The sequence below is a fragment of the Egicoccus sp. AB-alg2 genome, assembly GCF_041821065.1.
Lineage (GTDB): Bacteria > Actinomycetota > Nitriliruptoria > Nitriliruptorales > Nitriliruptoraceae > Egicoccus.
On the sequence record NZ_JBGUAX010000007.1, the window covers coordinates 306,114 to 328,749 of the forward strand.

The following is a 22,636-nucleotide window of genomic DNA, read 5'->3' on the forward strand; positions in this document are numbered from 1 at the left end:
TCAGTCGGTCCTGCGCGGGTCGCGGCGAAGGACGCAGAACTCGTTGCCTTCGGGATCAGCGAGCACCACGAACGGATCGTCGGCGCGCTGGCCCACGTCCACCCGGGTGGCGCCGAGCGTGAGCAACCGCTCCACCTCGGCATCGACGTCACCGTCCACGGGTCGCAGATCGGGATGGTTGCGGTTCTTGTGCTGCTTCGGCGTGGCCGTGTTCTGGAGCCACAGTGTCGGCATGCTCGGCGACGCCTCGTCCGGCGGGTAGAGCTTGGCCGACCCGTCGTCGCCCGCGTCGACCGTGTAGCCGAGGGCCTCGGACCAGAAGCGCGCCATCCGCGTGACGTCGCGGACGTCGAGGGTCCACTGGACGAAGTGGACGGTCACGGCTGCACCTCCACGGTCGCGGCGTCAGTCGACCGTAGTCGTGCGCCCGGCCGGATCGAGGTGCAGGCGCATCAGGACGCGGGGGAAGCCGCCGGAGACGGATGTCGTGTCGGCCGCCTTGGTGAAGCCGGCGCGCTCGAACAGCGCGCGCGTGCCGACGTACGCCATGGTGAGGTCGACCTTGGCGCCCTGGTTGTCGACGGGGTAGCCCTCGACGGCCGGCGCGCCGCGGGCGGCGGCGTAGGCCACGGCCCCGTCGAGCAGCGGACGGGAGATGCCCCTGCCGCGGTGGCCGGGCCGCACGCGGATGCACCAGACCGACCAGACCGGCAGGTCGTCGACGTGGGGGATCTTCGTCGAGCGGGCGAAGGGTAGTTCGGAGCGGGGAGCGACCGCGGCCCAGCCGACGACCTCGTCACCGTCGTAGGCCAGCACGCCGGGAGCGACGGCGCGTTCGCACAGCGACCTGACGTACTCGCCTCGCGCCGGCCCGACGAGCTCCTGGTTGGTGCGAGAGTCGACACGATGGCTGAGGCACCAGCACACCGAGGAGGCCGGGTTCTTCGGCCCGAGCATGGTCGCGACGTCCTCGAACCGCTCGATCGTCGCCGGTTCCACGTGGAAGGCCATGACACCTCCAGAGCCGTCGGCATACACACATCGTGCCCGCAGCCGCGGCTCACAGCCACGGGGTGACGCGGTCGTGGAAGACGTGGAGCTGCTGCACCGGATCGTGGATCGGCCACAGGAGCAGGAGTCGGGCGCCGGCCTGCGCGTAGGCGCTCAGCAGCTCGATGCAATGGTCGGCGGATCCGATCGGCAACTGGGCGGCCAGCTGCCGGGCATCACGCTGCAGGATCGGCGCCAGGACGTCCCGCAGCAGGCGCTCGGCCGGCGCCTGGTCGTCGCTGACGTACAGCCAGACGGTGGCGATCAGGTCGGGGAACGTGGTGGGGTCACGACCGGCCGCGCGCAGATGAGCGTCGAGGCGCCGACGTGTTTCGGCGAACCGCTGCGGTGTGGTGTTGTAGCCGGACGCCATCCAGCCGTCGGCGAGCCGTGACATGGCGCGCAGCCGAAGCTCGGACCCCCAGCTGCCGAACCAGACCTCGGGAGCCACCTCCGGCACGGGAGCCAGGTGGACGTCCCGGAGGTCGTAGAAGTCGCCCCCCTCGGGACCTTCGCCGCGGACCAGGGCCCGGACCGCCGCGAACGCCTCGTCGAACCGAGCCCAGCGTTGGTCGAACGGCAGCCCCACGACGGCATAGTCGGCAGCCGACGAGCCCGGGCCCAGCCCCGCCACGATCCGCTGGTCCGTCAGGCACCCGAGGGTGGTCAGCCACTTGGCGACCACCGCGGGATGCCGGACCACGGGCAGGCTGATGCTCGTCACCAGGGCCATGCTCCCGGCCTGTGCGTGCACCGCCGTCAGCGTGGCCGGGCCGTCCAACCATGGTCGCTGCCAGAGCAGGTGATCGTTGACCGCCAGCGCGGCGTAGTCCAGAGCCGCTGCGGTGACCACGTACTCGCGCAGCTGTGCGGAGCTCGGCAGACCCTGCCCGAAGTCCGTCAACGGCAGGTGCACCCCGAACTGCATCGGCGGCTCCTCGTGCGAGGCCATGTTCCGCGGCCCCGACGGGCAGGGTCAACTCCGGCCGGGAGCGGCCGTCGTGAGGTTGTGCAGGAAACGGGTGCGAATGCAATGAAATGACGTGCGCCCACCGCCCTGACGGTCGGGACAGCGCGCGCGAGCAGCGCGGTGCCACGCAGACCGCCCGCCAGCGCCTACTCGGCCGTATTCGCGTGAGAACTCCGGACTAGAGCGGCTTCGCCAGCCCGCGTTGACCGCGTCGCAACGAAATGGTGTGAGGAGGACGTTGAACCACTGGGTTAACGTCCTCGCGCTTGGCGTCACCACACGACCGAGCCGTCGTTGGACTTCCTGCTCGACGGGGTGCTCGGGCGCACGACCGGACATCGTGCGGGAAGAACTGGGGACACGGGGTTGCTGCGTCTGCTGACCACGCGACTGCCGATGGCGTTCGACGGGACGCCACCGGCCTCGTTGCGTTCCTACGACCCGCCCGGCGAGGGCGGTGACGATGCCTACGCGCATCTGGCCGACACGCTCCGGCCCCACCTGGACGCGGGCCACCTGGTCCTGGCGGTCCTCGACGAGCGCGCGGCCGAGCCGCTGCACGCGCGTCTGCTGGCGGTGCGCTCGGCCATGGAGACCACCCGGCTGGTCGTGCACACGACCGCACTGCCGCCCCTCGGCGCCGCGCTCCTGGTCCGGGCCCTGGCGGAACTGGACGCGGCCGGCGACCTGCCCGCCAGCGTCCTCGCCTCCGGGGTGTCCCGGCTGGAACGCACGGTTCTCGGCGCCGCGTGGCTGCGCTCGGTCGCGAGGCTGCAGCACCCGGCGCCGCCGCTGAAGCTCCATGCGCGCTCGTACCTGCCGCGCGCGGGCTTCGCGGCCGTGGTCGATGACCAGCCGCGGGTCGTGCGCCATCGCGGTGCCGACCACCCCCTGCCCCTGCCGCCCCTGGAGCCGGCCACCGACTGGCGCGTGGTCGTCGGCACCGGACTCGGCGACGTGAGCATGGTCGAGCACACGCTCGCGACCGTCGCGGCCGGCGCGGAGATCGTCCGCGTCCCCAACCGGCGCGCCAGCGCGACCTGGTGGGGCACCGACGACGTCGTCGAGTTGGCCTGCATGCCGCGCTCGCCCAGCCGCCTGCGTGCCGCCGTGCTGGGGGACGGCGGCACCACCACCTGCACCTGGTGCGGCGAGGTCGTCGCCGCCGCCACCTGTCCCCTCTGCGGCGCCCTCTGCGCGACGGCGTCGCCCGCTCCCGGAGCCGCCTCGTGAACCCCCGCCAGCGCCGCGGTGTGCTGCTGATCTCGCTCGCCGGCGTGTGCGCCGTCGCCGTCCTGGTCGCCGTCAGCGGCTACCTGCGGGACGTGCGCGCCCAGCTGGGTCCGATGCTGACGATCGTGGCCACGGCCGGCGACCTGCAGGCCTACACCCCGATTCAGCCCGAGCACCTGGTCACCGCCCAGGTGCCGCAGCGGTGGGCGCCGCCCAACACCTTCCACGACCCACAGGAACTGATCGGGCTGGTGACCGCCGCCGACGTGCCCGAAGGCACGCTCATGACCAGCGGCCTGGTCCGCGAGCGCCCCGCCGTCGAACCGGGCCAGCGCGAGATCGCCATCCTCGTCGACGCGGAGACCGGCGTCGCCGGCAAGCTGCGCACCGGTGACGTCGTCGACATCTTCGCGACCTTCCCGGGCGACGAGACGGCCGGCACCCGCCCCTCGTCGCGCATCGTCGTCCAGCGGGCGCAGGTACTCGAGGTCGGCTCGCTGGTCACCGAGGAGGACGAGACCTTCAACGTCAGCACGAAGGTCCCGATCACGTTCCTGCTGTCCATCGCCGACACGCGCACGCTCACGTACGTGGAGTCGTTCGCGACCAGCATCCGCCTGGCGCTGCGATCCCCGCTGGACGACTCGCTGCTCGACGACGGGCAGACGATCTACCAGCCGGGCCTCGACGACCTCGGACGCGTGGGCGACCCACTCCCGCTGCCCGCTCCCGACGCCACCGCTGCCGATGCCGCCTCCGAGCCGGAGGCGTCCGACGACGACGCCACCGACGACGGCGCGGAGGCCGACGCCGCGGACCCCGATGACGACGCCGACGACACGGACGACGGCGACGCCGACGAGGACGAGGAGGCGGACGCATGATCCGGGCCCTGCTCGCCACCCCCGACGCGGCCCTGACCGCCAACGCCCGCGCGATCCTCGAGGAGGTCGGTGACATCGAGGTCGCCGCGGTCGCCTCGCACGCCTCGGCCGTCACCTCGGTGCTGGGCGACGACGACCGCGACCTCGACGTGGTGGTGCTGCACGAGGACCTCGGGCCGCTGCCGGTGCTCGACCTGGCCCGCGACCTCAACCACCGCTTCCCGGAGGTGGGCGTCGTCCTGCTGGCGCGCGACCCGGCGCTCGACCTGCTGCGCTCGGCGATGTCGGCGGGCGTCCGCTCGGTGGTGCGACTGCCACTGACGCTGGCCGAACTGCAGCTCGCCATCGTCGAGGCCAACGAGTGGGCCCAGACCGTCCAGGGCCGGCTCGCAGCCGTCACCACGCAGGACAAGGGCGCCCGCCTGCGTGGGCGCGTGATCGCGGTGGCGGGCTCCAAGGGCGGCGTCGGCACGACCATGGTCGCCACCCAGCTGGCCCTGCACTTCCAGCGTCAGGACGACCAGCAGCGGGTCGCGCTGCTCGACCTCGACCTGCAGACCGGCGACGTCCGGGCGCATCTCGACCTCACGCACCGTCGCAGCGTCACGGACCTAGTGGAGGTGGCGTCCGAGCTGACGACCGGCCACCTCGACGACGCGATGTTCGCCCACGACAGCGGGCTGCGGGTGCTGCTGCCGCCGGTCGACGGCGAGGACGCCGAGGACCTGGACGCCGCCACCTCGGCCCGCATCCTGGGCGGCATCCGCTCCCGCTACGACGTCGTCGTCATCGACGTCGGCGCCGTGCTGACCGACGCGTCGGCGACCGCCCTGGAGCTGGCCGACGAGGTCGTCGTCGTCTGCACCCCCGACGTCGTCTCGCTGCGCGGCGTCAACCGGCTGACCGCACTGTGGGAGCGGCTGCAGGTCCGCGACGGCGGCGTCCGCGCGCTGCTCAACCGCGCCGACCGGGCCCGCGAGATCCAGCCCAGCCTGGCTGCCCGTGTCGTCGGTGTGCCGATGCTGGAGACGGTGCTGCCCGACGACGTCCCAGGCATCGAGCACGCCACCAACACCGGCGTCCCCGACCGGGTCGCCGGTCGTCTGCGCGACGCCGTGGCGGCCCTGGCCGAGGAGCTCGCCGCCGCGCGCACGGGGCCGGCCGAGGAGGCAGAGCCCAGCAGCGAGCAGGAGCTGACCCGCCGCGTCGCCGCCGCCGAGGCCGGGTCGATCTCCGCGGAGTTCGCCGGGCTGATCCTGCCGGTCGGCATCGTGCTGCTGGTCGTCTGGCAGGCGATCCTGGCCGGCTTCACGACCGTGCTCGCCAACGGCGCCGCCGCGGAAGCGGCCCGGGCGCGCACGGTCGACGCCTCGGCCAACGTGCAGCAGGTTGCCGAGGACTACCTCTTCGGCTACTGGGGCCGCCACGTCACCGCGGCCTCCACGGCCGACGAGATACGGGTCCGCATCCCGGTGCCGATGCTCGTGCCGGGCCCGTCCTCGCCCTGGCGCGTGCAGAGCTCGGCGGGCGTCGTCCGCGAGCCGACCGTGTCCCGCCTCGGCGCCCCGGTGGACGGGCCGGGAGGGGCCCCGGCATGAGGTCGCGCCTGCGTCGCGAGGACGGCGCGCTGTCGGCCGAGTTCGCGGCCGCGGTGGTGCCGCTGACGGTCGTGCTCGCCTTCGGCTGGCAACTGCTGCTGTTCGTCGCGGCCGGCAACTCCGCGGCGCACGCGGCCCGCAACGGCAGCCGCGCCGCCGGCATCGGCGAGACCTGCGCGACCGCGGCCGGCGACGCGCTGCCGCGGTGGCTGCGGGCCGGCGCCAGCGCCGACTGCGCCGGCGAGCGCGTCACCGTCCGCGTCGACGTACCGATCCTGTTCCCGGGCATGGGCTGGGCGTTCGACCTGGAACGCTCCGCCGAGCTGCCCCGCACCGCCCGGGGGATGCCGTGAGCCTCAAGGACCGGGTCAGCCGCCGCCACGACCTCGGTGTCGCGCTGGAGAAGGAGGACGCGACCGACGCGATCACGCGGTTCCGCGCCCAGTTGTTGCGCGAGGCCGACCTGGACGCGCTGGCGCGGCTGGACGCGACCCAGTTGCGGGCCCGGCTCGAGCGCATCGCCGGCAACCTGCTCAACCGCGAGGGCCCGGTGATCTCCGCCGAGCAGCGCGCGACGCTGATCCGCCAGATCGTCGACGAGATGATCGGGCTGGGCGTCCTCGAACCGCTGCTGGCCGATGAGTCCGTGACCGAGATCATGGTCAACGGCTACGACGACATCTGGGTCGAGCGCGGCGGCCGGCTGGCCCGGGACGAGGACCTGCGGTTCGCGTCCGAGGCGCAGCTGTACCAGACGATCGACCGGATCGTGGGTGCCGTGAACCGGCGCGTCGACGAATCGTCGCCGATGGTCGACGCCCGCCTGCCTTCCGGCGAACGCGTCAACGTCATCATCCCGCCGTTGTCGCTGAAGGGCCCGTGCCTGACCATCCGGCGCTTCCCGACGCCCTACACGATGGCGCAGCTCATCGGGCTGGGTTCGCTGGACGAGCCGCTCGCGCAGCTGCTGGCCAGCCTGGTGCGGGCCAAGCTCAACGTCATCGTCAGCGGCGGTACCGGCACCGGCAAGACGACGTTCCTCAACGCGCTGTCGTCGTTCATCCCTCCCGAGGAACGCATCATCACGGTCGAGGACGCGGCCGAGCTGCAGCTGCAGCAGCCCCACGTCATCACCCTGGAGTCGCGGCCGCCGAACGTCGAGGGCCGCGGCCAGGTCACCATCCGCGACCTGGTCCGCAACTCGCTGCGCATGCGCCCGGACCGGATCATCGTCGGCGAGGTCCGTGGCGGCGAGACCCTGGACATGCTCCAGGCGATGAACACCGGCCACGAGGGCTCGCTGGCCACGGTGCACGCGAACTCGCCCGAGGACGCGGTGCTGCGCCTGGAGACGCTGGCCTCCATGACCGAACTGTCGATCTCGTTCGAGGCCCTGCGCGACCAGATCAACAGCGCCATCGACGTGTTCGTCCAGCTGACCCGGGCGGCCGACGGCACCCGCCGGGTCGCCGAGGTGGCCCTGGTCACCTCCAGCCACCGCGAGCCGTTCCGGCTCGCCACCGTGTCCGCGTTCGTGCCCGACCCCTGGACCGAGGACGGCCGCTCGACCGGCCGCTACCTGCACGCCGGGCTGCCCTCCGCCGTCCGGCACCGGCTGCACCAGCGCGGCCTGCGCGTGCCCGAGGCGTTCGACCGCGACCTGAGCGAGGACGCGGTCCAGACCGTCGAGGTGGGCAGGTGAGCGCCGAGCTGTACCCGCTGGCGGTGCTGGGCGCGACGGCGCTCGCCCTCGTGGTCCTGCTGCTGGGGGTGTGGCAGCTCGTGCTGGCCTGGACGGACCGGTCGCTGCTCGAACGCCGCTCCGAGCTGGAACGGGTCGAGCTCGAGGCGTCCCGGGTCCGCTACCGCCTCAACGCGAGGCTGCAGCGGACCGCCCTCGGCCGGCAGCTGGGGACGTCGATCTCGCGTGCCGGCGTCGACCTGGCCCCACTCGACCTGCTCGCCCTGTACGCGGTCGCCGTGCTGACCGGGTTCGTGCTGCTCAACGTGCTCGGACCGCTCTACCTCGGTGTCGTCGGCGGCGTGGTCGGCTGGTTCGCGGTCCGGCAGTGGCTGGAGGGCAGGCGGCGCGCCCGCATCGAGGAGTTCGTGGCGCAGCTGCCCGAGTTCGCGCGCACCCTGTCCAACGCCACTTCGGCGGGCCGGTCCCTGCACTCGGCGCTGCAGCTGGCCGCCAACGAGCTCGACGAGCCGGCCGCCACCGAGCTGCGGCTGGTGTCCGAACAGCTACGGATCGGCGCGTCGGTCGACGACGCGCTGGAGACGCTCAAGCGGCGTTTGCCGTCGCGCGAGCTGGCCGTGCTCGTGTCCACGCTGGTCATCCAGCAGCGGACCGGCGGTGACGTCGTCACCGCCCTGCGGGACATGGCCGAGACCCTGGAGACCCGCAAGGACCTGCGCCGCGAGGTGCGCACGATCGTGTCCGGCGCGGTGCAGACCGGCTACGTCACGGGCGGGATGGGCCTGGGGCTGATCCTGCTGATGAACGTCGTCTACGGCGGGATGATCGACGCGATGGCCCGTCGGCCGTTGGGGCAGCTGGCGCTGCTGGTGGCCGCGTCGCTGTACGCGCTCGCGTTCGTGCTCGTGCGGCGCATGACCCGGATCGACGTGTGATGGACGCGACCGTGCCGTGGTTGTTCGCGTCCGCGTTGGCGGGCTGCGTCGTGCTGGCCGGCGTCGGCACGGCCATGCTCGTCCACCAGCCGATCGGCGACCGGCTGCCCGGCGCGATCCGCCGCCGCGAGCGCCGCGGGGCCGGGCAGCGGCGTCCGCCGCTGACGGCGCTGCTCGACCAGCTCGGGTCGCTGCTCGCCGGCAGTGCCGCCGCCGGCCTGGGCGAGTCGAGGTTGGCGGCGATCGACGAACTGCTCGATGCCGCCGGCCGGCCCGGTGGGCTGAGCGCGCGGGAGTTCGCCGGCCGCAAGGCCGCCTTCGCGCTGCTGATGGTCGTGCCGGGCGTGATCTTCGCGGTCGGCGGGACCATCTGGCCGGTCGTGGTGCTGCCGCTCACCGGCTGGTTCCTGCCCGACCTCGACCTCAAGGGCAAGGCCGACGACCGGCAGGAGGAGATCACCCGGGCGCTGCCGGACTTCCTCGACGTGCTGTCCGTCACGGTGTCGGCGGGGCTGGACTTCCGCGCGGCGCTCGGCCGCGTCGCCGACTCGTTCGAGGGTCCGCTGTACGACGAGGTCCGTATCGCGCTGCAGCAGATGGCCCTGGGTGAGAGCCGCCGGCAGGCGTTGACCGACCTGCGCGGCCGCAACCGCTCCGAGTCGCTGAGCGAGTTCGTGAGCGCGCTGCAGCAGGCCGAGGACCTGGGCGCGCCGCTGACCGGTGCCCTGCGCGACATCGCCGAGGACGTCCGCCGCGCCTACGCCCAGGAGGCCCGCCGCGCCGCCGCCAAGGTCGAGCCGAGGTTGTCGGTGCTGACCACCCTGACGTTGATCCCGGCCGCGATGATCGTGATCGCCGTCGGCTTCTGGATCACCAACGAGATCGACCTCGGGGGGCTGTTCGGTGGGGGCTGACCGCGCGCTGCGCCGGGCGCTGGAGAGCGTCGTGAAGCTGGTGCTCAACGCCCGGCTGTTCTCGCTGCTGCTCACGCTGCTGTGGTTGCCGTTCAGCGACCCGGCCGGGCGGGGCGTGGTGACCGGTCTGCTGGTGCTCGTGCTGGCCACCTCGGCACTGCCGTTGCTGCGCTGGGACCGGCTGGGCGGCTGGATCCTCGAGCACCCCGCCTGGCTGCTGGTCGACCTGTGCGCGGCGGTGGCGGTGCTCGGCCTGGTCGGCCTCGAGACGCCGTTCGTGCTGTGGCTGCTGGCGACGGCGCTGGTGTCCGGGATCCTCTACGGCTGGCGTGGGGCGCTGCCGATGAGCGCCGCCATCGTGGCCGTGTACCTCGCCGGCGCGATGCTGGGCGAGACCCGACCGACGCTGGTGGAGGTCCTCGGCACGCCGGCGCTGGTGCCCGTCGCGGCGTTCGGCGGCGCCGCCGTCCGCGAGCTGCTGCTGCGCCAGCACGCCGCCGGGCGGGCCCTGGCGGAGTCGGCGATGACCGAGGCGGCCGGCTCCGAGCGCACCCGCCTCGCCCGCGAGATGCACGACACGCTGGCGAAGACCCTGCACGGCATCGGACTGACGGCCACGGCGGTCGCGGAGCTGGCCCGGCAGGACCCGGACGCGGCGGTCACGACCGCGCGGACCCTGGCGGCGACGGCGCAGCGGGCGGCGGCCGAGGCGCGGGCACTGATCGGCGACCTGCGCGTCGACGACCTCGACCGGCCACTGCCGGCGACGTTGCGCGAGGCGACCGAACGGTGGTCGCGCCAGACCGGCGTGCGCGTCCACCTCGACACGCAGCCGTGCGCCGGGTTGTCCCCGTCGGCGCGCTACGAGCTGTTCTGCATCGTCCGCGAGGCGCTGCGCAACGCCCACGAGCACGGCCAGGCCCGCGAGGTGCGACTGTCGCTGCGCGACGGCGAGCTGGTGGAGCTCACCATCGTCGACGACGGTCACGGGTTCCGGGTGCCCGACCACCTCGACATGCTCGCGGACGAGCAGCACTTCGGGGTCATCGGCATGCGCGAGCGCGCCGAACAGGTCGGCGGCTCGCTCACCGTCAGCAGCACCCCCGGACACGGGACCCGGGTCCAGGCCAGGGTGCCCCGCGGGGTCGACGGACGACCCGCGCTGGCCCCGACCGGGATCGCCCGTCCGTCCGACGACCTGGAGCCGTCGCCGTGATCCGTGTGCTGGTCGTCGACGACAACGAGGTGGTCCGCACCGGCGTGACCGCGCTGGTGGCGTCGCTGCCGGACGTCGAGGTGGCCGGCGAGGCCGCCACCGGGCGCCAGGCCATCGAGGTCGCCGCCGAGGTGGCCCCCGACGTCGTGCTGCTGGACGTCCGCATGCCGGTGCTGGACGGCGTCAGCGCGGCCGCCCGGCTCTCGCAGGACCACAAGGTGCTGATGCTGACCTACTCCGACGAGCCGTCGGTGGTGGCGGGCGCACTCCGCAACGGCGCCAGCGGCTACCTCGTGCACGGCACCTTCACCGCGCAGGAGTTGGCCACGGCGATCCGGGACGTGGCCGCGGACCGTCCCGCGGTCGGTGACGCCGCCGTGCCGGCGCTGTTGAGCGCGCTGCGCGGCAGCGCGCCGGCCACCACCGCACCGACGCTCGGACTGCGCGGCGGTGGGCACGGCCTGACCCCGCGCGAGGCCGAGGTGATGGACGGCATCGCGCGCGGACTGTCGAACCAGACCATCGCCGCGGAGCTGTTCCTCGCCGAGAAGACGGTCAAGAACACCATCAACCGGATCTACACCAAGCTGGGGGTCGCCAGCCGCAGCGAGGCGATCGCCCGGTGGCTCGGCAGCGACGGCGAGGTGGGCCCGTGACGGCCCGGCGGCAGGGCCGGGGGCCCGGGTCCCCCGGCCGCGAATCGGCCGAATTTCGGGCCTGGGGGCCCTCTTCGCCGCGATGGCCGCTCCGTAGCGTGCTCCTCACATCGACCACCGCGGCCGTCCCGGAACGGGGGCCCGCACGCCGGGGAGTACCCACCCATGCTGACCACGATCCGCGAAGGCCTGACCCGCACCCGCGACGACCAGGTCGGCGGCATCTCGGCCGAGTTCGTCGCCGTCCTGATCATCGTCGCCGCCCTGATCGCCGCGATCTGGGGTTCGGGCATCACCGACCGCGTCGACGAGTGCGCCTCGACGGCCTCCCAGAACCTCTTCTCCGAGAGCGCCGACGTCAGCTGCTGACGCGCACCGTTCCTGCATGCGGGTGGGGCGGCCTACGGTCGCCCCACCTCGTCATGTCCCCCCGCCACCGAGGCTGCCCATGCGCGTGACCCGACGTCCACGCTCCCTGACCGCCGTGCTCACGGCCGGCACGCTGGCCGTGTCCGCCTGCACCGGCGGCGGGTCCGGCGACGCCACGGGCGCGGCGCCCGCCGACGAGTCCACGCTCGAGGCCGCGAAGGAGCGCGAGCCTGCCGGGGCCTCGGGCACGATCGAGCTCGCCGGCGTGCAGCAGACCCACCCGAGCGGCGCCACGGTGGCCGTCAACGCGATCACGGTGGACGAGGCCGGCGACGTGTACGTGGAGATCGAGGCCCTCGTGGCCGGCCGGCGCGGGGCCCAGCTCGCCGGCCGGACCACGATCCTGGAGGACGACCTCGGCAACCGCTACGAATTCGTCCAGCCGGACGGCAACCGAACGCTGGACTTCGCCCGGGACACGCAGGCCACCGCCACCCTCGCGTTCGTGGGGCCCCTCGACGTGGACGCGACCCGGGTGACCTTGGGCCTGAACGGCCACTTCCGGGACGGCGCCCGCCCGACGTCCGACACGCCGGCCCGGACCACGACCCCCACCTTCGCGTTCGAGGGGCTGCCCCTGCCGGGCGTCGGGCTCGACGACGAGGCCGCCGGCCCCGACGACGTGGTCGGCCTGCAGATCCCGTCCGCCGACGTCCAGGTCACCGATGCCGCGCACGAGGGCCCGGCGCAGGTCACCATCGAGGTCACGGGCATCGAGGTGTCACCGTCGCTGGTGATCGTGACGCTGGAGGCCCGCAACGAGGGCGACCGCGAGAAGAACCTGATCCAGCGACCGCCGGAGCTGCGGGTCGAGCAGGACGGCCAGTCGCTCGGCAACGACCACCCCTTCGCCTTCGAGGGCATCACGACCGAGGACGGCGACGTCGACCGCCTCACCCTGGCACCGGGCGAGGAGGCCACGGCCAGTTTCGCGTTCCGGGGCGTCGTGCCCGCGCGGGCCACCGGCCTGCGGCTGGGCTTCCAGGTGCTGCAGAGCGAGGTCGACCGCGGTGCGCCGCGCACCGAGGAGCGCGCCGCCGGAAACCCGACCGTCGTCTTCACCGGACTGCCGCTGCCGGACGACGCCGCCGCGATCTCCGGTGGCGACGAGGCCGACACCGGCGCCGACACCGGCGCCGACAGCGGCGTCGACACCGGCGTCGACCCCGACACCGACGATCCCGACGCCTGACGGTGGGAGGAGCCAGCATGCGCGTGACCGGACCCCGGACCACCGCCGCCGTGGCCGCCCGACGGGCCGCCGCGGCGGCGGCCGCGGCGCTCCTGCTGACCGCGTGCGGCGGAGCCGACGCCCAGGACGCGGACATCGCCGGCGACGGCGCCTCGGTGGCCGTGGAGGACGAGGACCCCGACGGTGCCGACGCGGAACCCGAGGAGACCGAGCGCGAGCGGCCGCAGTCGTCGGTCAGTTCGTCCTCGGTCGACGCGCCCCGCAGCGAGGCGGAGATCCGTGTCGGCGAGATCATCGTCGAGTTCGACGGCGAGTTGGTCGACGACGGCACCCTGCTCACGCTCGAGGAGCCGATCCTGTTCGAGTTCGACTCCGACCGGCTGAAGTCGTCGGCGTCACCGGCACTGGACGACATCGCCGAGGTGCTCGATTTCTACGGTGACGCGCCGGTCCACGTCATCGGCCACACCGACGACCAGGGCAGCGCCGCCTACAACCAGGACCTCTCGCAACGGCGTGCCGACGCGGTCACCGCGGCGCTGACCTCGCGCGGCATCGACGCCGGGCGGGTCACCTCGGACGGGCGCGGCTTCGACGAGCCGGTGGCCTCCAACGACAGCGACGCGGGCCGCGCGCAGAACCGGCGCGTCGAGGTGCTGATCGTCGGGGTGGAACCCCCGGACCCGGAGTGAGCCGAGCAGGGAGCGGGCGCATGCGGGGACGCCGGGAGCAGGAGGGGGCGCTCTCCCCGGGCTTCCTGCTGTTCGTCGTGGCCGCCGCCGTGGGCTCGCTGTTCCTGGTGCAGTTCGCCCATGCCCACGTGCTGCGCACCGAGGCGCACACGGCCGCCGACGCGGCGGCCCTGGCCGGCGCCCGCGAGCTGCGCGACCAACTGCTGTCGGCCCCCGGCTTCGGTGCGCCGGGGTTCGACGTGGCCGTGATGGAGGCGGCGGCGCGCAGCTACGCCGGCCGCAACGACGCGGACCTGACCGGGTTCACCCGCACTGGCCCGTGCACGGTCCGGGCCCACGTCCGCGGACGCACCAACGTCACGTCCGGGCCGTCGGCGCAGCTGCAGGAGGGCCTGCCGCGGGCGCGCGCCGCCGCCGAGGTGCAGCTCCCGCCGCTGGGCGGCTTCGGTCTGCGGTTCACCTGCGGCGGTGGGCTCGAGCTGCTGGACCCGGCCCGGGCCGGCGAGGCCGTCGGGCGCCCGTTCCCGGCCGACGAGGAGTTCGACGTCGACCTGCCGGACCCGGCCGACTTCGACGACGAAGACGAGTACGAGGACGCGCTCGAGGCCTGGGAGGAACTGCGTGACGCCTTCGAGGCGTCGCAGGTCGAGGCGCTGGCGGCCTGGCGCGACGAGGTCGCCGGCTGGGCGTTCGGGCTGCTGCGCAACCGCAGCGAGGTCCGCCTCGTCGCGGCCGACTGACTCGCCGGCCGTGAGCCGGGTACCGCCTGACGGTTCCGGGACCGCCTGACGGTTCCGGGGACCGTCCGGTCAGCGTTCCACGCCGGCGCTGGTCATCGCGTCGATGACGGCGTCCATGAAGTCGCTCGCGAACTGCTCGAGCCGGGCCACGTGGGCGGCGCCGCAGGCGGGACAGACCCGGGCGGCGGCCGTCAGGGTCACGGTCCCGGTGGTGTCCGCGGGCGTGTCCAGCGTGACCGGTCCGAGGGCCACTGGCGCCGGTGGCAGCGGTGCGGCGCAGACCTCGCAGGTGCTCTGCTTCCGGCGCAGGCGGTGGAGTTCGAGCTGCCCGAGCGCGTCGAGCCAGGCGAGGGTCGCGTCGACGTCGACCAACCGCCGCTTGCCCGAAGCGCGTACCGACACGGGCACGGCGCGCAGGTGGACGCGGGTGTCGGCGTGGGCGCCGTCGAGGTCGACGTGCGTGCGCTCGACCTCCGCGTCGCGGTTGCTGCGGAACACCGGTCACTCCCGAGGTCGACGGCGCGGTCGGCGCACCCTGCACGTGGGTGCGGTCGCGTGACACACGTGGGGCGGGTCTAGGTCGTGCGGCTGCGGGGACCTCGCCCGGGCGTGTGCTCGGACGGGACCCGCAGCCAGCGCAGCGGCCACAGGAGGGCCACCGGGAACAGCAGGACGGCGGCCAGCGGCTCACCGCTGGGGTCACGGGCGAGCCGGGCGACGAGACCGGCCGCGAGCGCCCAGCCGAGCACGACGAGCAGGACGCGGAAGCGGCGTACCCGCGTCATGACCAGGGCGGCGGCGACGCCCAGCGCGACGGGCACGCCGACCGCCAGCAGCGCGCCGGCCGGGGTGGTGCCGAAGTACCACAAGCTCGCGAGGGCGCCGACGGTCAGCAGGCCGCAGAAGACGTGCAGGCCGAGGTGGTCCCGTTCGGTTCCGCTCACGACTACCCCTGACACTTGGCGCACGAGCGCTGCTGCGACTCGAACGCGATCCTCGCACCGCCTTGTACCAAGCCCCAGCCGAGGCTGGCGAGCTCCGACTCCCGCATGGCGCGGTAGTTGCGGCTCGGCGCGAGCGCGTTGCTCCAGCGCTGGGGGCCGAAGTGCCGGAACTGGGCCAGCGTGTGGATGCCGTGCGGCTGCGTGATGACGCCGTACCGGCCGAGGAGTCCCGTGACGGCGCGGCCGGCGGCGGCACCGCCGGCCCCCAGCGCGGTCGCGCTCGCGCTCGCGAACCCGTCACCCGCCAGGAGCGAGGACGCCTGTGTCGCCACGCCGCCGCTGGCGGCGGTGACGCCGTAGGTGATCGTCCGGGCGGCGGTCCCGTTGGCGGTCGCGCCCAGTGCCCCGCGGGCGAGGGTGCCGCCCACCGGCCCGGCGATCACGCTGACGCCGCCGACGATCGCGCCACCGACGGCTTCGCTGCCGATCCGGCGCCAGTTCAGGTCGCCGACGCCCTTGCCCTCCACGAGCATCTGCCGGCCCGCCTCGACGGCGCCGCCGACGACCCCGCCGACGACCGCGCCCACGACGCACCACGGGCAGGCACCCGACGGGTCCGTGAACACGGTCGGGGCGTTGAAGCCGTAGTGGTAGGGGGTGACGTAGGGCGACAGCGCCGGATGTGGTGCCGGGTCCAGGGCCGTGAACAGCCCGGTGGCCGGGTCGTAGTCGCGCAGCCGTAGGTGCACCAGGTCAGACGTCGGGTCGTGGTACTCGCCGGTGAACCCGAGCGAGAGCGCCGACGGGTCGCTGGTGGCGTCGCGGTGCGCCCCGAAGGGCTCGTAGGCGAAGGTGGCCGCCAGCGCGCCGTCCGGTGAGGTGAGCGCGGTGACGCTGCCGAGCGCGTCGGTGTGGAGCGCACCACCGTCGTGCGTCTCGGTCGCCAGCGCCGCCAGCAGTTCGCCGTCGGGACCGGTGAGGTAGCGCTCGGCTCGCTCGGCGTCCGTGACGGCGAGCAGCGGGTGGTTGCCGGCCGCGAGGTCCCACCCGAACGTGACCGTCCCGCCGGCACTGGATTCGGCCTCCCGGCGGACGCCGGCGCCGTCGTAGCGGTAGTCGACGCGGGTGCCGTCGCCGGCCTCGACCGCGTCCACGCGTCCGAGCGGGCCGTAGGCGACCTGGAGGTCGCCGGCCCGGACCCGGTTGCCGGCCTCGTCGTAGGCGTACTCCACGACACCGTCGGGTCCGACGGCCTCGACGAGTTGCTCACCCTGGTTGTAGCGGTAGGTCACCGTGCCATCGGGTCCGTCCATCGCGGTGCGCCGGCCGGCCCGGTCGTAGCGGTAGGCGAATGCCGCGACCGGTTCACCGGTGCCGCGGGCGGTGGTGACCGACTCGACGAGCCGGCCCTGCGCGTCGTAGCGATGGCGGGTGTCCTCGGTGAGCGTCTGGTGCCGGACGGGCAGCCCGTTGGCGTCGTAGCGGTAGACGTGCGCGTCGACGGTGCGCCCGTCGGCGTCCCGGGCCAGGATCCGGGTCGGCCGGGACGCGGCGTCGTAGGCGACCCGGGTGACGGTGCCGTTCGGGTGCCGGCGCTCCACGAGCCGGCCACGTTCGTCGAACTCCTGCTCGACCTGCACGCCGGTCGTGGCGATCGCGGTCGGCAGCCCGTCGGCGTCGTAGGCGAAGCGCACCTCCCCGAGGTCGCCGACGGACCGGGACGTCAGCCTCCCGAGTGCGTCGTACGCGTACCGGTGGGTCACCTCGCCGTCGGTGGCGATGGTCGCGAGTCGGCCGAGCGGGTCGTGGTCGTAGGTGTGCTCGCCGAGCGCGTCCTGTCGCTGCGTCACCCGGCCGAGGCGGTCGTAGCCGAAGGCGACCTCGCTCCCGTCGGGCTGGATCAGCCGCTCGACGGCGCCCACGGCGTTGGGGACCACCTCGGTCGGGGCGCCGGTGGGCTCGAGGATGCTGGTCAGGTTGCTCGCGGCGTCGTAGCCGTAGCGCCAGGTGCCGCCGTTCGGGCCGAGCACCTCGACGAGCCGGCCGGCGTCGTCGTAGCGGAAGCCGGTGCGTGCGCCGGTCGGGGCCAGCCGGCTGACGAGCCGGCCGCCGTCCCAGTCGTAGACCGTCTCCGCCCCGTCGCCGCCCACCACGCGGGTCAGCTCGGAGGCGGCGTTGTAGTCGTAGCGGGTCCGCGAGCCGTCCGGCAGCGTCACCGCCAGCAGGCGGCCGATCGCGTCGTAGTCGTTCGTGAGCGTGGCCCCGAACGGGTCGGTGGCCTCGACGACCCGGCCGGCCGCGTCGCGGGTGAGGGTCCAGGTCGCCTCGGTGTCGTCGGCGCCGTGCTCGGTGACCGCGACGACGGCGCCGTGGTCGTCGTGGGCGTACGACGTCACCCGCCCCTCCGGCGAGACGGAACGGACGACCTGACCGAGCATGTCGTACGCGTAGCTCCAGACGCTGCCGTCGGCCAGTTCGACGCCGGTCGGCAGTGCCGGGTCGTCGTCGTAGTGCAGCCGGGTGGTGTTGCCCTGGGCGTCCTCGACGGTGAGGAGACGACCGTCGACGTCGTAGCCGAAGCGGGCCCGGCCGGTCAGCGGGTTGGTGACCTCCAGGAGGTTGCCGTCGTCGTCGTACCGGAGCCGGGTCTCCACGTCGAAGGGCGCCGCCGGCGTGATGCCGGTCATGCGGCCGGCGTCGTCGTAGCGGTAGGTGGTGCGGTTGCCGAGCGGATCGGTGGTCGTGACGAGGTTGAGGTCGTCGTCGTAGGCCCGCTCCGTGCGGTTGCCGAGTCCGTCCTCGACGGCGACCAGCAGGCCGCTGCGGTAGTGGTAGGTGCGCGTGGTGCCGGCCGGGTCGGTCACGACCGTGGTCTGGTCGTCGCCGTCGCGCTCGTAGGCCAGCGCCCACTGGCGGCTGCCGCCCTCGACCTGGGCGACGACCCGACCCGCCGCGTCGTACTCGCTGACGACCATCGGGTCGCCGTTGCCGTCGACGATCTGGTCGAGGTGGCCGGCGGCGTCGTAGCCGTAGCTGAACACCGCGCCGGTCACGTCGGTGGCCGTGGTGAGGCGGCCGTCCTCGTAGGTGAACGACACCTCGCGGCCGTCGCTGGCCGTGACCGCGGCGAGGTTCGCGTCCTCGTAGCGGAAGTCGAGGAAGCGGCCGCTGGCGTTGGTGACGCGGCCGATGCGATTGCCGTGCCAGGCGACCTGCAGCGCCCGTCCGAACCGGTCGGTGACCTGCCGCAGCCGCCCGTCGGCGTCGAATCGCAGGCGCTGCCCGTCGAGCCGACGTGCTTCCCAACCGTCTTCGTGCTCGGTCAGCAGCGTCCTGGCCCCCGGCCGCGGTGCGAGTCCGTCCGCCACCCGGTCGTAGACGGTGCGCTGGCCGTCCTCGCCGACGAGCACGACCGTGTCCGGGGAGGCGACCACACGGGTCTCGTAGGTGTGCTGCCAGCCGGGACCGAGGTCGCCCGGGTCGCGGTCGGTGGACTGGTAGCTGCGCCCGAAGAGGGCCGCCGGGCCCCGGCCCGGCAACACCAGGTCGACCGTCGTCTCCACGAACGCGCCCGTGAGCGTGTTGACGGGGTCGGCGTCGGTCGTCGAGGTGTCGACACTGTCGGCACCCTCGCCGGCGCCGGGGGTGTGGTCGTTGCCAGGTAGGCCGTCGTCATCACCTGGGGGGCCGTCGCCGGAACCGTCGTCGGATCCGGCCGAGCCGCCACCGTGACCGGAGTCGTCGTCGCCGGGCCTGGCGCCATCGTCCGAGCCGGGATCGGCGCCATCGCCGGAACCGTCACCTGCGCCCGGGCCGTCACCACCGGTGCCGGTGCCGTCGCCTGCGCCAGGGCCGTCACCACCGGTGCCGTCAGCTGCGCCAGGGGCTTCCCCGCCGGTGCCGTCGCCTGCGCCGGGGCCGTCACCACTGGTGCCGTCGCCCGCGCCAGGTCCCTCACCGCCGGCACCGTCGCCGCCGGCACCATCCTCGCCAGCACCGTCACCGGACACCGGGTCGCCGCCCTCGCCGGTACCGGTCCCGTCGCCCGAGCCGTCGCGGCCGCCGTCTCCGGAGCCGCCGCCGTCGTCTTCGGAGCCGCCGCCGGAGTCGTCGCGGCCGCTGTCGCCCCCGACCGACGTGGCGCTCGGTCCCTCACAAGCGGTGCTGAACAGGCACTCGGCCGCGACCCGTGCCTCGGTGTCGACCCGGTCCGGAACGTTGGCGGCCAGGACGGCGGCCACCAGGGCCGCGACGACGACGATGATCGCGACCTGCTCGGCGGAGATCGCACCGGCCTCGGCGCGGGCCCGGGCCCGGGCCAGACGCCGCTCCAACCACAGCATGCTCGGTTCGCCCCTGATGGCCCCGGACGGCAGGAGACGGGCCATCGAACCGGAGTCTGCTCGGAGGCCCCCACGTGGACGAGGGCCCCGGGGCCCCGATTTCCGCCCGGAGCGCCGTGGGGGACCCGGGCCCCCACGGGTCGGTCCTCAGCCGGCGACCGAGCCGCCCAGGGGCCGGCCGTCGACCCGGGTCACCGCGCAGACGAACTGGCGGTCGCCGTCGGCCCAGCTCTGCTCACTGGGGTGGTGGAACCAGATGTCGAGGTCGGAGGCCACGACGTCGCGGCCGGTGTACTCGTCGGCGGCGGCCGCGCAGCGGTCGAACGCCAGCGACGAGAGCGCCTGCAGGCCCGGGTAGGCGCCCTGCTCGTCGAGGGCCGCGACTGCGACCAGTTCGTAGACACCTTCGTCGCAGCCGACCGTCGGGGACGTGGCGAGCTGCCGCGGCGGATCGGCGAAGCAGTCGCCGGCCTGTGGGCCGGTCTGCCCGCCGGTACAGCCGAACAGACCCAGGCCGAGGCACGTCACGAGCGCCAGTCGACGTGTCGTTCGCACCCCGTGCTGCCCCTTCACCCCGACGCCGCCCGACGCCGCCCGACGCCGCCCCGACGTCGATCCGACGTTCGACCGCGCGCACGGTAGCCCGCCGGCGTCGATCGCCGCCGGGGCCGGCAGGGCGCGCGGGACGCTCAGGTGATGTTCAGGTCCGTCATGCCGCTCTATGGTCGCCCGGCTAGTTCGATGTGACCTTCCCGTGGAGAGCGGGATCGTCACTTCCGCTCAGGGAGGGAGCGTCTATGAACGGGGCCTCGATGGGTACCCCCATGCCGAAAACCGGCACGCACCGAACGAGTCGGGCGACGGGACTGCTGCTGGCGTTCGCGCTGGTCGCCGCGGTTCTGTCGACCGGTGCGACCGCCAGTGCCGCGCCGGCCACGGCCAGCTGTGACACTCGGAACAACAACACCTACGAGAAACTGCTCGAGTGCGTGACCGTCGCCGGCGCGATGCGTCATCTCGAGGCGTTCCAGGCCATCGCCGACGCGCACGGCGACACCCGGGCGGCTGGCACCAGCGGCTACGACGCATCGGCCGCCTACGTCGCGGACCAGTTGCGCGCGGCCGGCTACGTGGTCGAGCTGCAGGCGTTCGAGTTCCCGTTCTTCCAGGAGCTCACCCCGCCGGTGTTGCGTCAGCTCGCACCCACCGCCGTGGACTACGTGGCCGGGCAGGACGTCGTCACCATGACCTACTCGGGCGCCGGTGACGTCACCGCGGCGGTCACCGCCGTCGACATCCCGCCGACGGGTCTGGGCAGCGGCTGCGAGGCCGCCGACTTCGCCGGCTTCACCGCCGGGACCATCGCGGTGATCCAGCGCGGCGGCTGCAACTTCTCGGTCAAGGCCCTCAACGCGCAGAGCGCCGGCGCCGCCGGCGTCGTCATCTTCAACCAGCCCGCGGGCGCTCCCGCGTTCGCCGGCACGCTCGGCGAACCGGGCTTGCGCATCCCGGTCGTCGGGACCAGCTGGGACGTCGGCCAGCAGCTGATCGGCGCCACCTCGGTGCAGTTGAAGACCGACACCATCGCGGAGATCCGAACCACCCACAACGTGCTGGCGGAGACGCCGGGCGGTCGCGCCGACAACGTCGTGATGGTCGGTGCCCACCTCGACTCGGTGATCGCCGGTCCGGGCATCAACGACAACGGTTCCGGTTCGGCGGCGCTGATCGAGGTGGCGCAGAAGCTGCGCAAGGTCGACGTGGAGAACAAGGTCCGGTTCGCGTGGTGGGGCGCCGAGGAGCTCGGGCTCATCGGCTCGGACTACTACGTCGCCAACCTCACCGACGAGGAGCGCGACGACATCGCGCTGTACCTGAACTTCGACATGATCGCGTCGCCGAACTACGTGCGGTTCGTGTACGACGGTGACGGTTCCGCCTTCGGGCTGGCCGGCCCGGAGGGCTCGGCGCAGATCGAGGCGCTCTACGAGGACTTCTACGCCTCGCGTGGGCTGGCGTGGGAGCCGACCCAGATCAGCTTCCGGTCCGACTACGCCGCGTTCTTCGACTTCGGCATCCCGTTCGGTGGGTTGTTCACCGGCGCCGAGGGCATCAAGACCGTCGAGGAGGCAGCGATCTACGGCGGCACCGTGGGCGAGTGGTACGACCCCTGTTACCACCAGGCCTGCGACGACATCGACAACCTCAGCCTCGAGGTGTTCGACCTGAACCTCGACGCCGTCGCGTTCTCCACGCTGACCTACGCGTACAGCACGGAGGACGTCAACGGCGAGCCGGGCCGACGCGTGCCGGGTAAGGCCAGCAGCGTCTTCGGCAGCCGCGTCAACGCGCCGGCCGGGGCCGGCCAGCACACCCACAGCGGTGGCGGTGGTCTGCACCCGGAACGGGACCCGGACCACGACGATGATCACGACCACGACCACGATCACCTCTACAACCGTCCCGCCGAATGACCCGATCGGCACGGGACGCGTCCGGGTGAGCCGGCGTGCCCCGTGACGACCACGGAGGGGGCGCCTCGAAGGCGCCCCCTCCGGTATGTGTCCGGTGTGCGGATCTCGGCCGCGGTGAGGCAGGATGCGCCGACCTTCCCGACGGCGGGGACGCACATGGGCAGACGGCTGCGCGAGCTGGCCAACCAGGTCGGTCCGACCCGCGTCGGCACGAACGTGTTCCGTCGCGTCGTGCCGTTGGCGGACCGGCTCGTCTACGCGCTGTCGGGCGGCCGGCACACGGTGACCGGCCGGAGCCTGCCCACGCTGGTGCTGCACACGGTCGGACGGCGCAGCGGCCAGCCGCGTGAGCATCCGCTGCTCTACGTCAGGGAGGGTGACGCGTACGTCGTCGCCGGCTCGAACTGGGGACAGGCCCACCATCCGGCCTGGACGGTGAACCTGCTCGCCGACCCCGACGCCGAGGTGGCCGTGGACGGCGATCGTCACCGCGTCGTCGCCCGGCTCGCCACGGACGAGGAGCGCGAGCGGCTCTGGCCCCGGTTCGACGCCGCCTACCGCGGGTTCGCCGTCTACCGGGAACGGGCAGGTGACCGGCAGATCCGCCTGTTCCTCCTGGAACCGACCTCGAGGTAGCCGACCGGGTCGGGTCGGCAACGGGCAC

22 protein-coding genes are annotated in these 22,636 nt (G+C 73.5%); 15 read left to right on the plus strand and 7 right to left on the minus strand.

What is annotated here, in order from left to right:
- The 3 genes from ACERM0_RS15685 to ACERM0_RS15695 are packed head-to-tail and all read right to left on the minus strand — an operon-like array spanning position 1 to position 1,978.
- Positions 1–381, minus strand: a complete 381-nt coding sequence (locus ACERM0_RS15685) for a VOC family protein (protein ID WP_373679553.1) — start codon at positions 379–381, stop codon at positions 1–3.
- A 24-nt stretch (positions 382–405) separates the two neighbouring features.
- Complete coding sequence (locus tag ACERM0_RS15690; protein ID WP_373679554.1) at positions 406–1,011, minus strand: GNAT family N-acetyltransferase; 606 nt, start codon at positions 1,009–1,011, stop codon at positions 406–408.
- 49 nt (positions 1,012–1,060) lie between these two features.
- Entirely contained in the window at positions 1,061–1,978 is a 918-nt protein-coding gene (locus tag ACERM0_RS15695; protein WP_373679555.1) for an LLM class flavin-dependent oxidoreductase, read from the minus strand.
- A gap of 336 nt (positions 1,979–2,314) precedes the next feature.
- Here ACERM0_RS15695 and ACERM0_RS15700 point away from each other — a divergent pair, with 336 nt between their 5' ends.
- The 13 genes from ACERM0_RS15700 to ACERM0_RS15760 all read left to right on the plus strand — a co-directional run bounded on the left by ACERM0_RS15700 (position 2,315) and on the right by ACERM0_RS15760 (position 14,211).
- Complete coding sequence (locus tag ACERM0_RS15700) at positions 2,315–3,253, plus strand: hypothetical protein (protein ID WP_373679556.1); 939 nt, start codon at positions 2,315–2,317, stop codon at positions 3,251–3,253.
- Complete coding sequence (cpaB, locus tag ACERM0_RS15705; protein ID WP_373679557.1) at positions 3,250–4,137, plus strand: Flp pilus assembly protein CpaB; 888 nt, start codon at positions 3,250–3,252, stop codon at positions 4,135–4,137. Before ACERM0_RS15700 ends, cpaB begins: the two co-directional genes overlap by 4 nt.
- On the plus strand, positions 4,134–5,735 hold the full coding sequence (locus tag ACERM0_RS15710; RefSeq protein WP_373679558.1) for a CpaE family protein: 1,602 nt from the start codon (positions 4,134–4,136) through the stop codon (positions 5,733–5,735). The genes cpaB and ACERM0_RS15710 overlap by 4 nt, the downstream gene beginning before the upstream one ends.
- Positions 5,732–6,088 (plus strand): pilus assembly protein, encoded by a 357-nt coding sequence (locus ACERM0_RS15715; RefSeq protein WP_373679559.1) that lies wholly within the window; start codon positions 5,732–5,734, stop codon positions 6,086–6,088. Before ACERM0_RS15710 ends, ACERM0_RS15715 begins: the two co-directional genes overlap by 4 nt.
- Positions 6,085–7,437 (plus strand): CpaF family protein, encoded by a 1,353-nt coding sequence (locus ACERM0_RS15720; RefSeq protein WP_373679560.1) that lies wholly within the window; start codon positions 6,085–6,087, stop codon positions 7,435–7,437. Before ACERM0_RS15715 ends, ACERM0_RS15720 begins: the two co-directional genes overlap by 4 nt.
- A complete protein-coding gene (locus ACERM0_RS15725) occupies positions 7,434–8,372 on the plus strand; it encodes a type II secretion system F family protein (RefSeq protein WP_373679561.1) in 939 nt (312 codons plus the stop codon). Before ACERM0_RS15720 ends, ACERM0_RS15725 begins: the two co-directional genes overlap by 4 nt.
- Positions 8,372–9,286, plus strand: coding sequence for a type II secretion system F family protein (locus tag ACERM0_RS15730; protein WP_373679562.1), 915 nt, complete (start codon positions 8,372–8,374; stop codon positions 9,284–9,286). The genes ACERM0_RS15725 and ACERM0_RS15730 overlap by 1 nt, the downstream gene beginning before the upstream one ends.
- Positions 9,276–10,502 (plus strand): sensor histidine kinase, encoded by a 1,227-nt coding sequence (locus ACERM0_RS15735; protein ID WP_373679563.1) that lies wholly within the window; start codon positions 9,276–9,278, stop codon positions 10,500–10,502. The genes ACERM0_RS15730 and ACERM0_RS15735 overlap by 11 nt, the downstream gene beginning before the upstream one ends.
- A complete protein-coding gene (locus ACERM0_RS15740) occupies positions 10,499–11,158 on the plus strand; it encodes a response regulator (RefSeq protein WP_373679564.1) in 660 nt (219 codons plus the stop codon). The genes ACERM0_RS15735 and ACERM0_RS15740 overlap by 4 nt, the downstream gene beginning before the upstream one ends.
- A 165-nt stretch (positions 11,159–11,323) precedes the next feature.
- Positions 11,324–11,527, plus strand: coding sequence for a hypothetical protein (locus ACERM0_RS15745; protein ID WP_373679565.1), 204 nt, complete (start codon positions 11,324–11,326; stop codon positions 11,525–11,527).
- Positions 11,528–11,606: 79 nt separating this feature from the next.
- Complete coding sequence (locus ACERM0_RS15750; RefSeq protein ID WP_373679566.1) at positions 11,607–12,779, plus strand: hypothetical protein; 1,173 nt, start codon at positions 11,607–11,609, stop codon at positions 12,777–12,779.
- Positions 12,780–12,796: 17 nt separating this feature from the next.
- Positions 12,797–13,471 carry an OmpA family protein gene (locus ACERM0_RS15755; RefSeq protein ID WP_373679567.1) on the plus strand — a complete coding sequence of 225 codons (675 nt, stop codon included), beginning with the start codon at positions 12,797–12,799 and terminating at the stop codon, positions 13,469–13,471.
- 20 nt (positions 13,472–13,491) lie between these two features.
- Complete coding sequence (locus tag ACERM0_RS15760) at positions 13,492–14,211, plus strand: pilus assembly protein TadG-related protein (RefSeq protein WP_373679568.1); 720 nt, start codon at positions 13,492–13,494, stop codon at positions 14,209–14,211.
- Between the two features lie 69 nt (positions 14,212–14,280).
- On the opposite strand, the gene ACERM0_RS15765 is transcribed toward ACERM0_RS15760, so the two are convergent.
- From ACERM0_RS15765 to ACERM0_RS15780, 4 genes are all read right to left on the minus strand, one after another.
- Positions 14,281–14,709, minus strand: coding sequence for a hypothetical protein (locus ACERM0_RS15765; RefSeq protein ID WP_373679569.1), 429 nt, complete (start codon positions 14,707–14,709; stop codon positions 14,281–14,283).
- 77 nt (positions 14,710–14,786) lie between these two features.
- Positions 14,787–15,155, minus strand: coding sequence for a hypothetical protein (locus ACERM0_RS15770; RefSeq protein WP_373679570.1), 369 nt, complete (start codon positions 15,153–15,155; stop codon positions 14,787–14,789).
- Positions 15,156–15,157: 2 nt separating this feature from the next.
- Positions 15,158–19,543 (minus strand): DUF6531 domain-containing protein, encoded by a 4,386-nt coding sequence (locus ACERM0_RS15775; protein WP_373679571.1) that lies wholly within the window; start codon positions 19,541–19,543, stop codon positions 15,158–15,160.
- Between the two features lie 102 nt (positions 19,544–19,645).
- Entirely contained in the window at positions 19,646–20,053 is a 408-nt protein-coding gene (locus ACERM0_RS15780) for a septum formation family protein (RefSeq protein ID WP_373679572.1), read from the minus strand.
- A 242-nt stretch (positions 20,054–20,295) separates the two neighbouring features.
- On the opposite strand from ACERM0_RS15780, the gene ACERM0_RS15785 reads away from it, so the two are divergent.
- Positions 20,296–21,972: a M28 family metallopeptidase gene (locus ACERM0_RS15785; RefSeq protein WP_373679573.1), complete on the plus strand. Its 1,677-nt coding sequence runs from the start codon at positions 20,296–20,298 to the stop codon at positions 21,970–21,972.
- A gap of 156 nt (positions 21,973–22,128) precedes the next feature.
- Positions 22,129–22,608, plus strand: a complete 480-nt coding sequence (locus tag ACERM0_RS15790) for a nitroreductase/quinone reductase family protein (protein WP_373679574.1) — start codon at positions 22,129–22,131, stop codon at positions 22,606–22,608.
- Positions 22,609–22,636: the final 28 nt, after the last annotated feature.

Excerpts from the sequence above, each read along its gene's own strand:
- ACERM0_RS15690 (WP_373679554.1), bottom strand. The coding sequence starts at position 1,011 with ATGGCCTTCCACGTGGAACCGGCGACGATCGAGCGGTTCGAGGACGTC.
- ACERM0_RS15695 (WP_373679555.1), bottom strand. The coding sequence starts at position 1,978 with ATGCAGTTCGGGGTGCACCTGCCGTTGACGGACTTCGGGCAGGGTCTG.
- ACERM0_RS15710 (WP_373679558.1), top strand. The coding sequence starts at position 4,134 with ATGATCCGGGCCCTGCTCGCCACCCCCGACGCGGCCCTGACCGCCAAC.
- ACERM0_RS15715 (WP_373679559.1), top strand. The coding sequence starts at position 5,732 with ATGAGGTCGCGCCTGCGTCGCGAGGACGGCGCGCTGTCGGCCGAGTTC.
- ACERM0_RS15730 (WP_373679562.1), top strand. The coding sequence starts at position 8,372 with ATGGACGCGACCGTGCCGTGGTTGTTCGCGTCCGCGTTGGCGGGCTGC.
- ACERM0_RS15745 (WP_373679565.1), top strand. The coding sequence starts at position 11,324 with ATGCTGACCACGATCCGCGAAGGCCTGACCCGCACCCGCGACGACCAG.
- ACERM0_RS15750 (WP_373679566.1), top strand. The coding sequence starts at position 11,607 with ATGCGCGTGACCCGACGTCCACGCTCCCTGACCGCCGTGCTCACGGCC.
- ACERM0_RS15755 (WP_373679567.1), top strand. The coding sequence starts at position 12,797 with ATGCGCGTGACCGGACCCCGGACCACCGCCGCCGTGGCCGCCCGACGG.
- ACERM0_RS15760 (WP_373679568.1), top strand. The coding sequence starts at position 13,492 with ATGCGGGGACGCCGGGAGCAGGAGGGGGCGCTCTCCCCGGGCTTCCTG.
- ACERM0_RS15775 (WP_373679571.1), bottom strand. The coding sequence starts at position 19,543 with ATGGCCCGTCTCCTGCCGTCCGGGGCCATCAGGGGCGAACCGAGCATG.
- ACERM0_RS15785 (WP_373679573.1), top strand. The coding sequence starts at position 20,296 with ATGAACGGGGCCTCGATGGGTACCCCCATGCCGAAAACCGGCACGCAC.
- ACERM0_RS15790 (WP_373679574.1), top strand. The coding sequence starts at position 22,129 with ATGGGCAGACGGCTGCGCGAGCTGGCCAACCAGGTCGGTCCGACCCGC.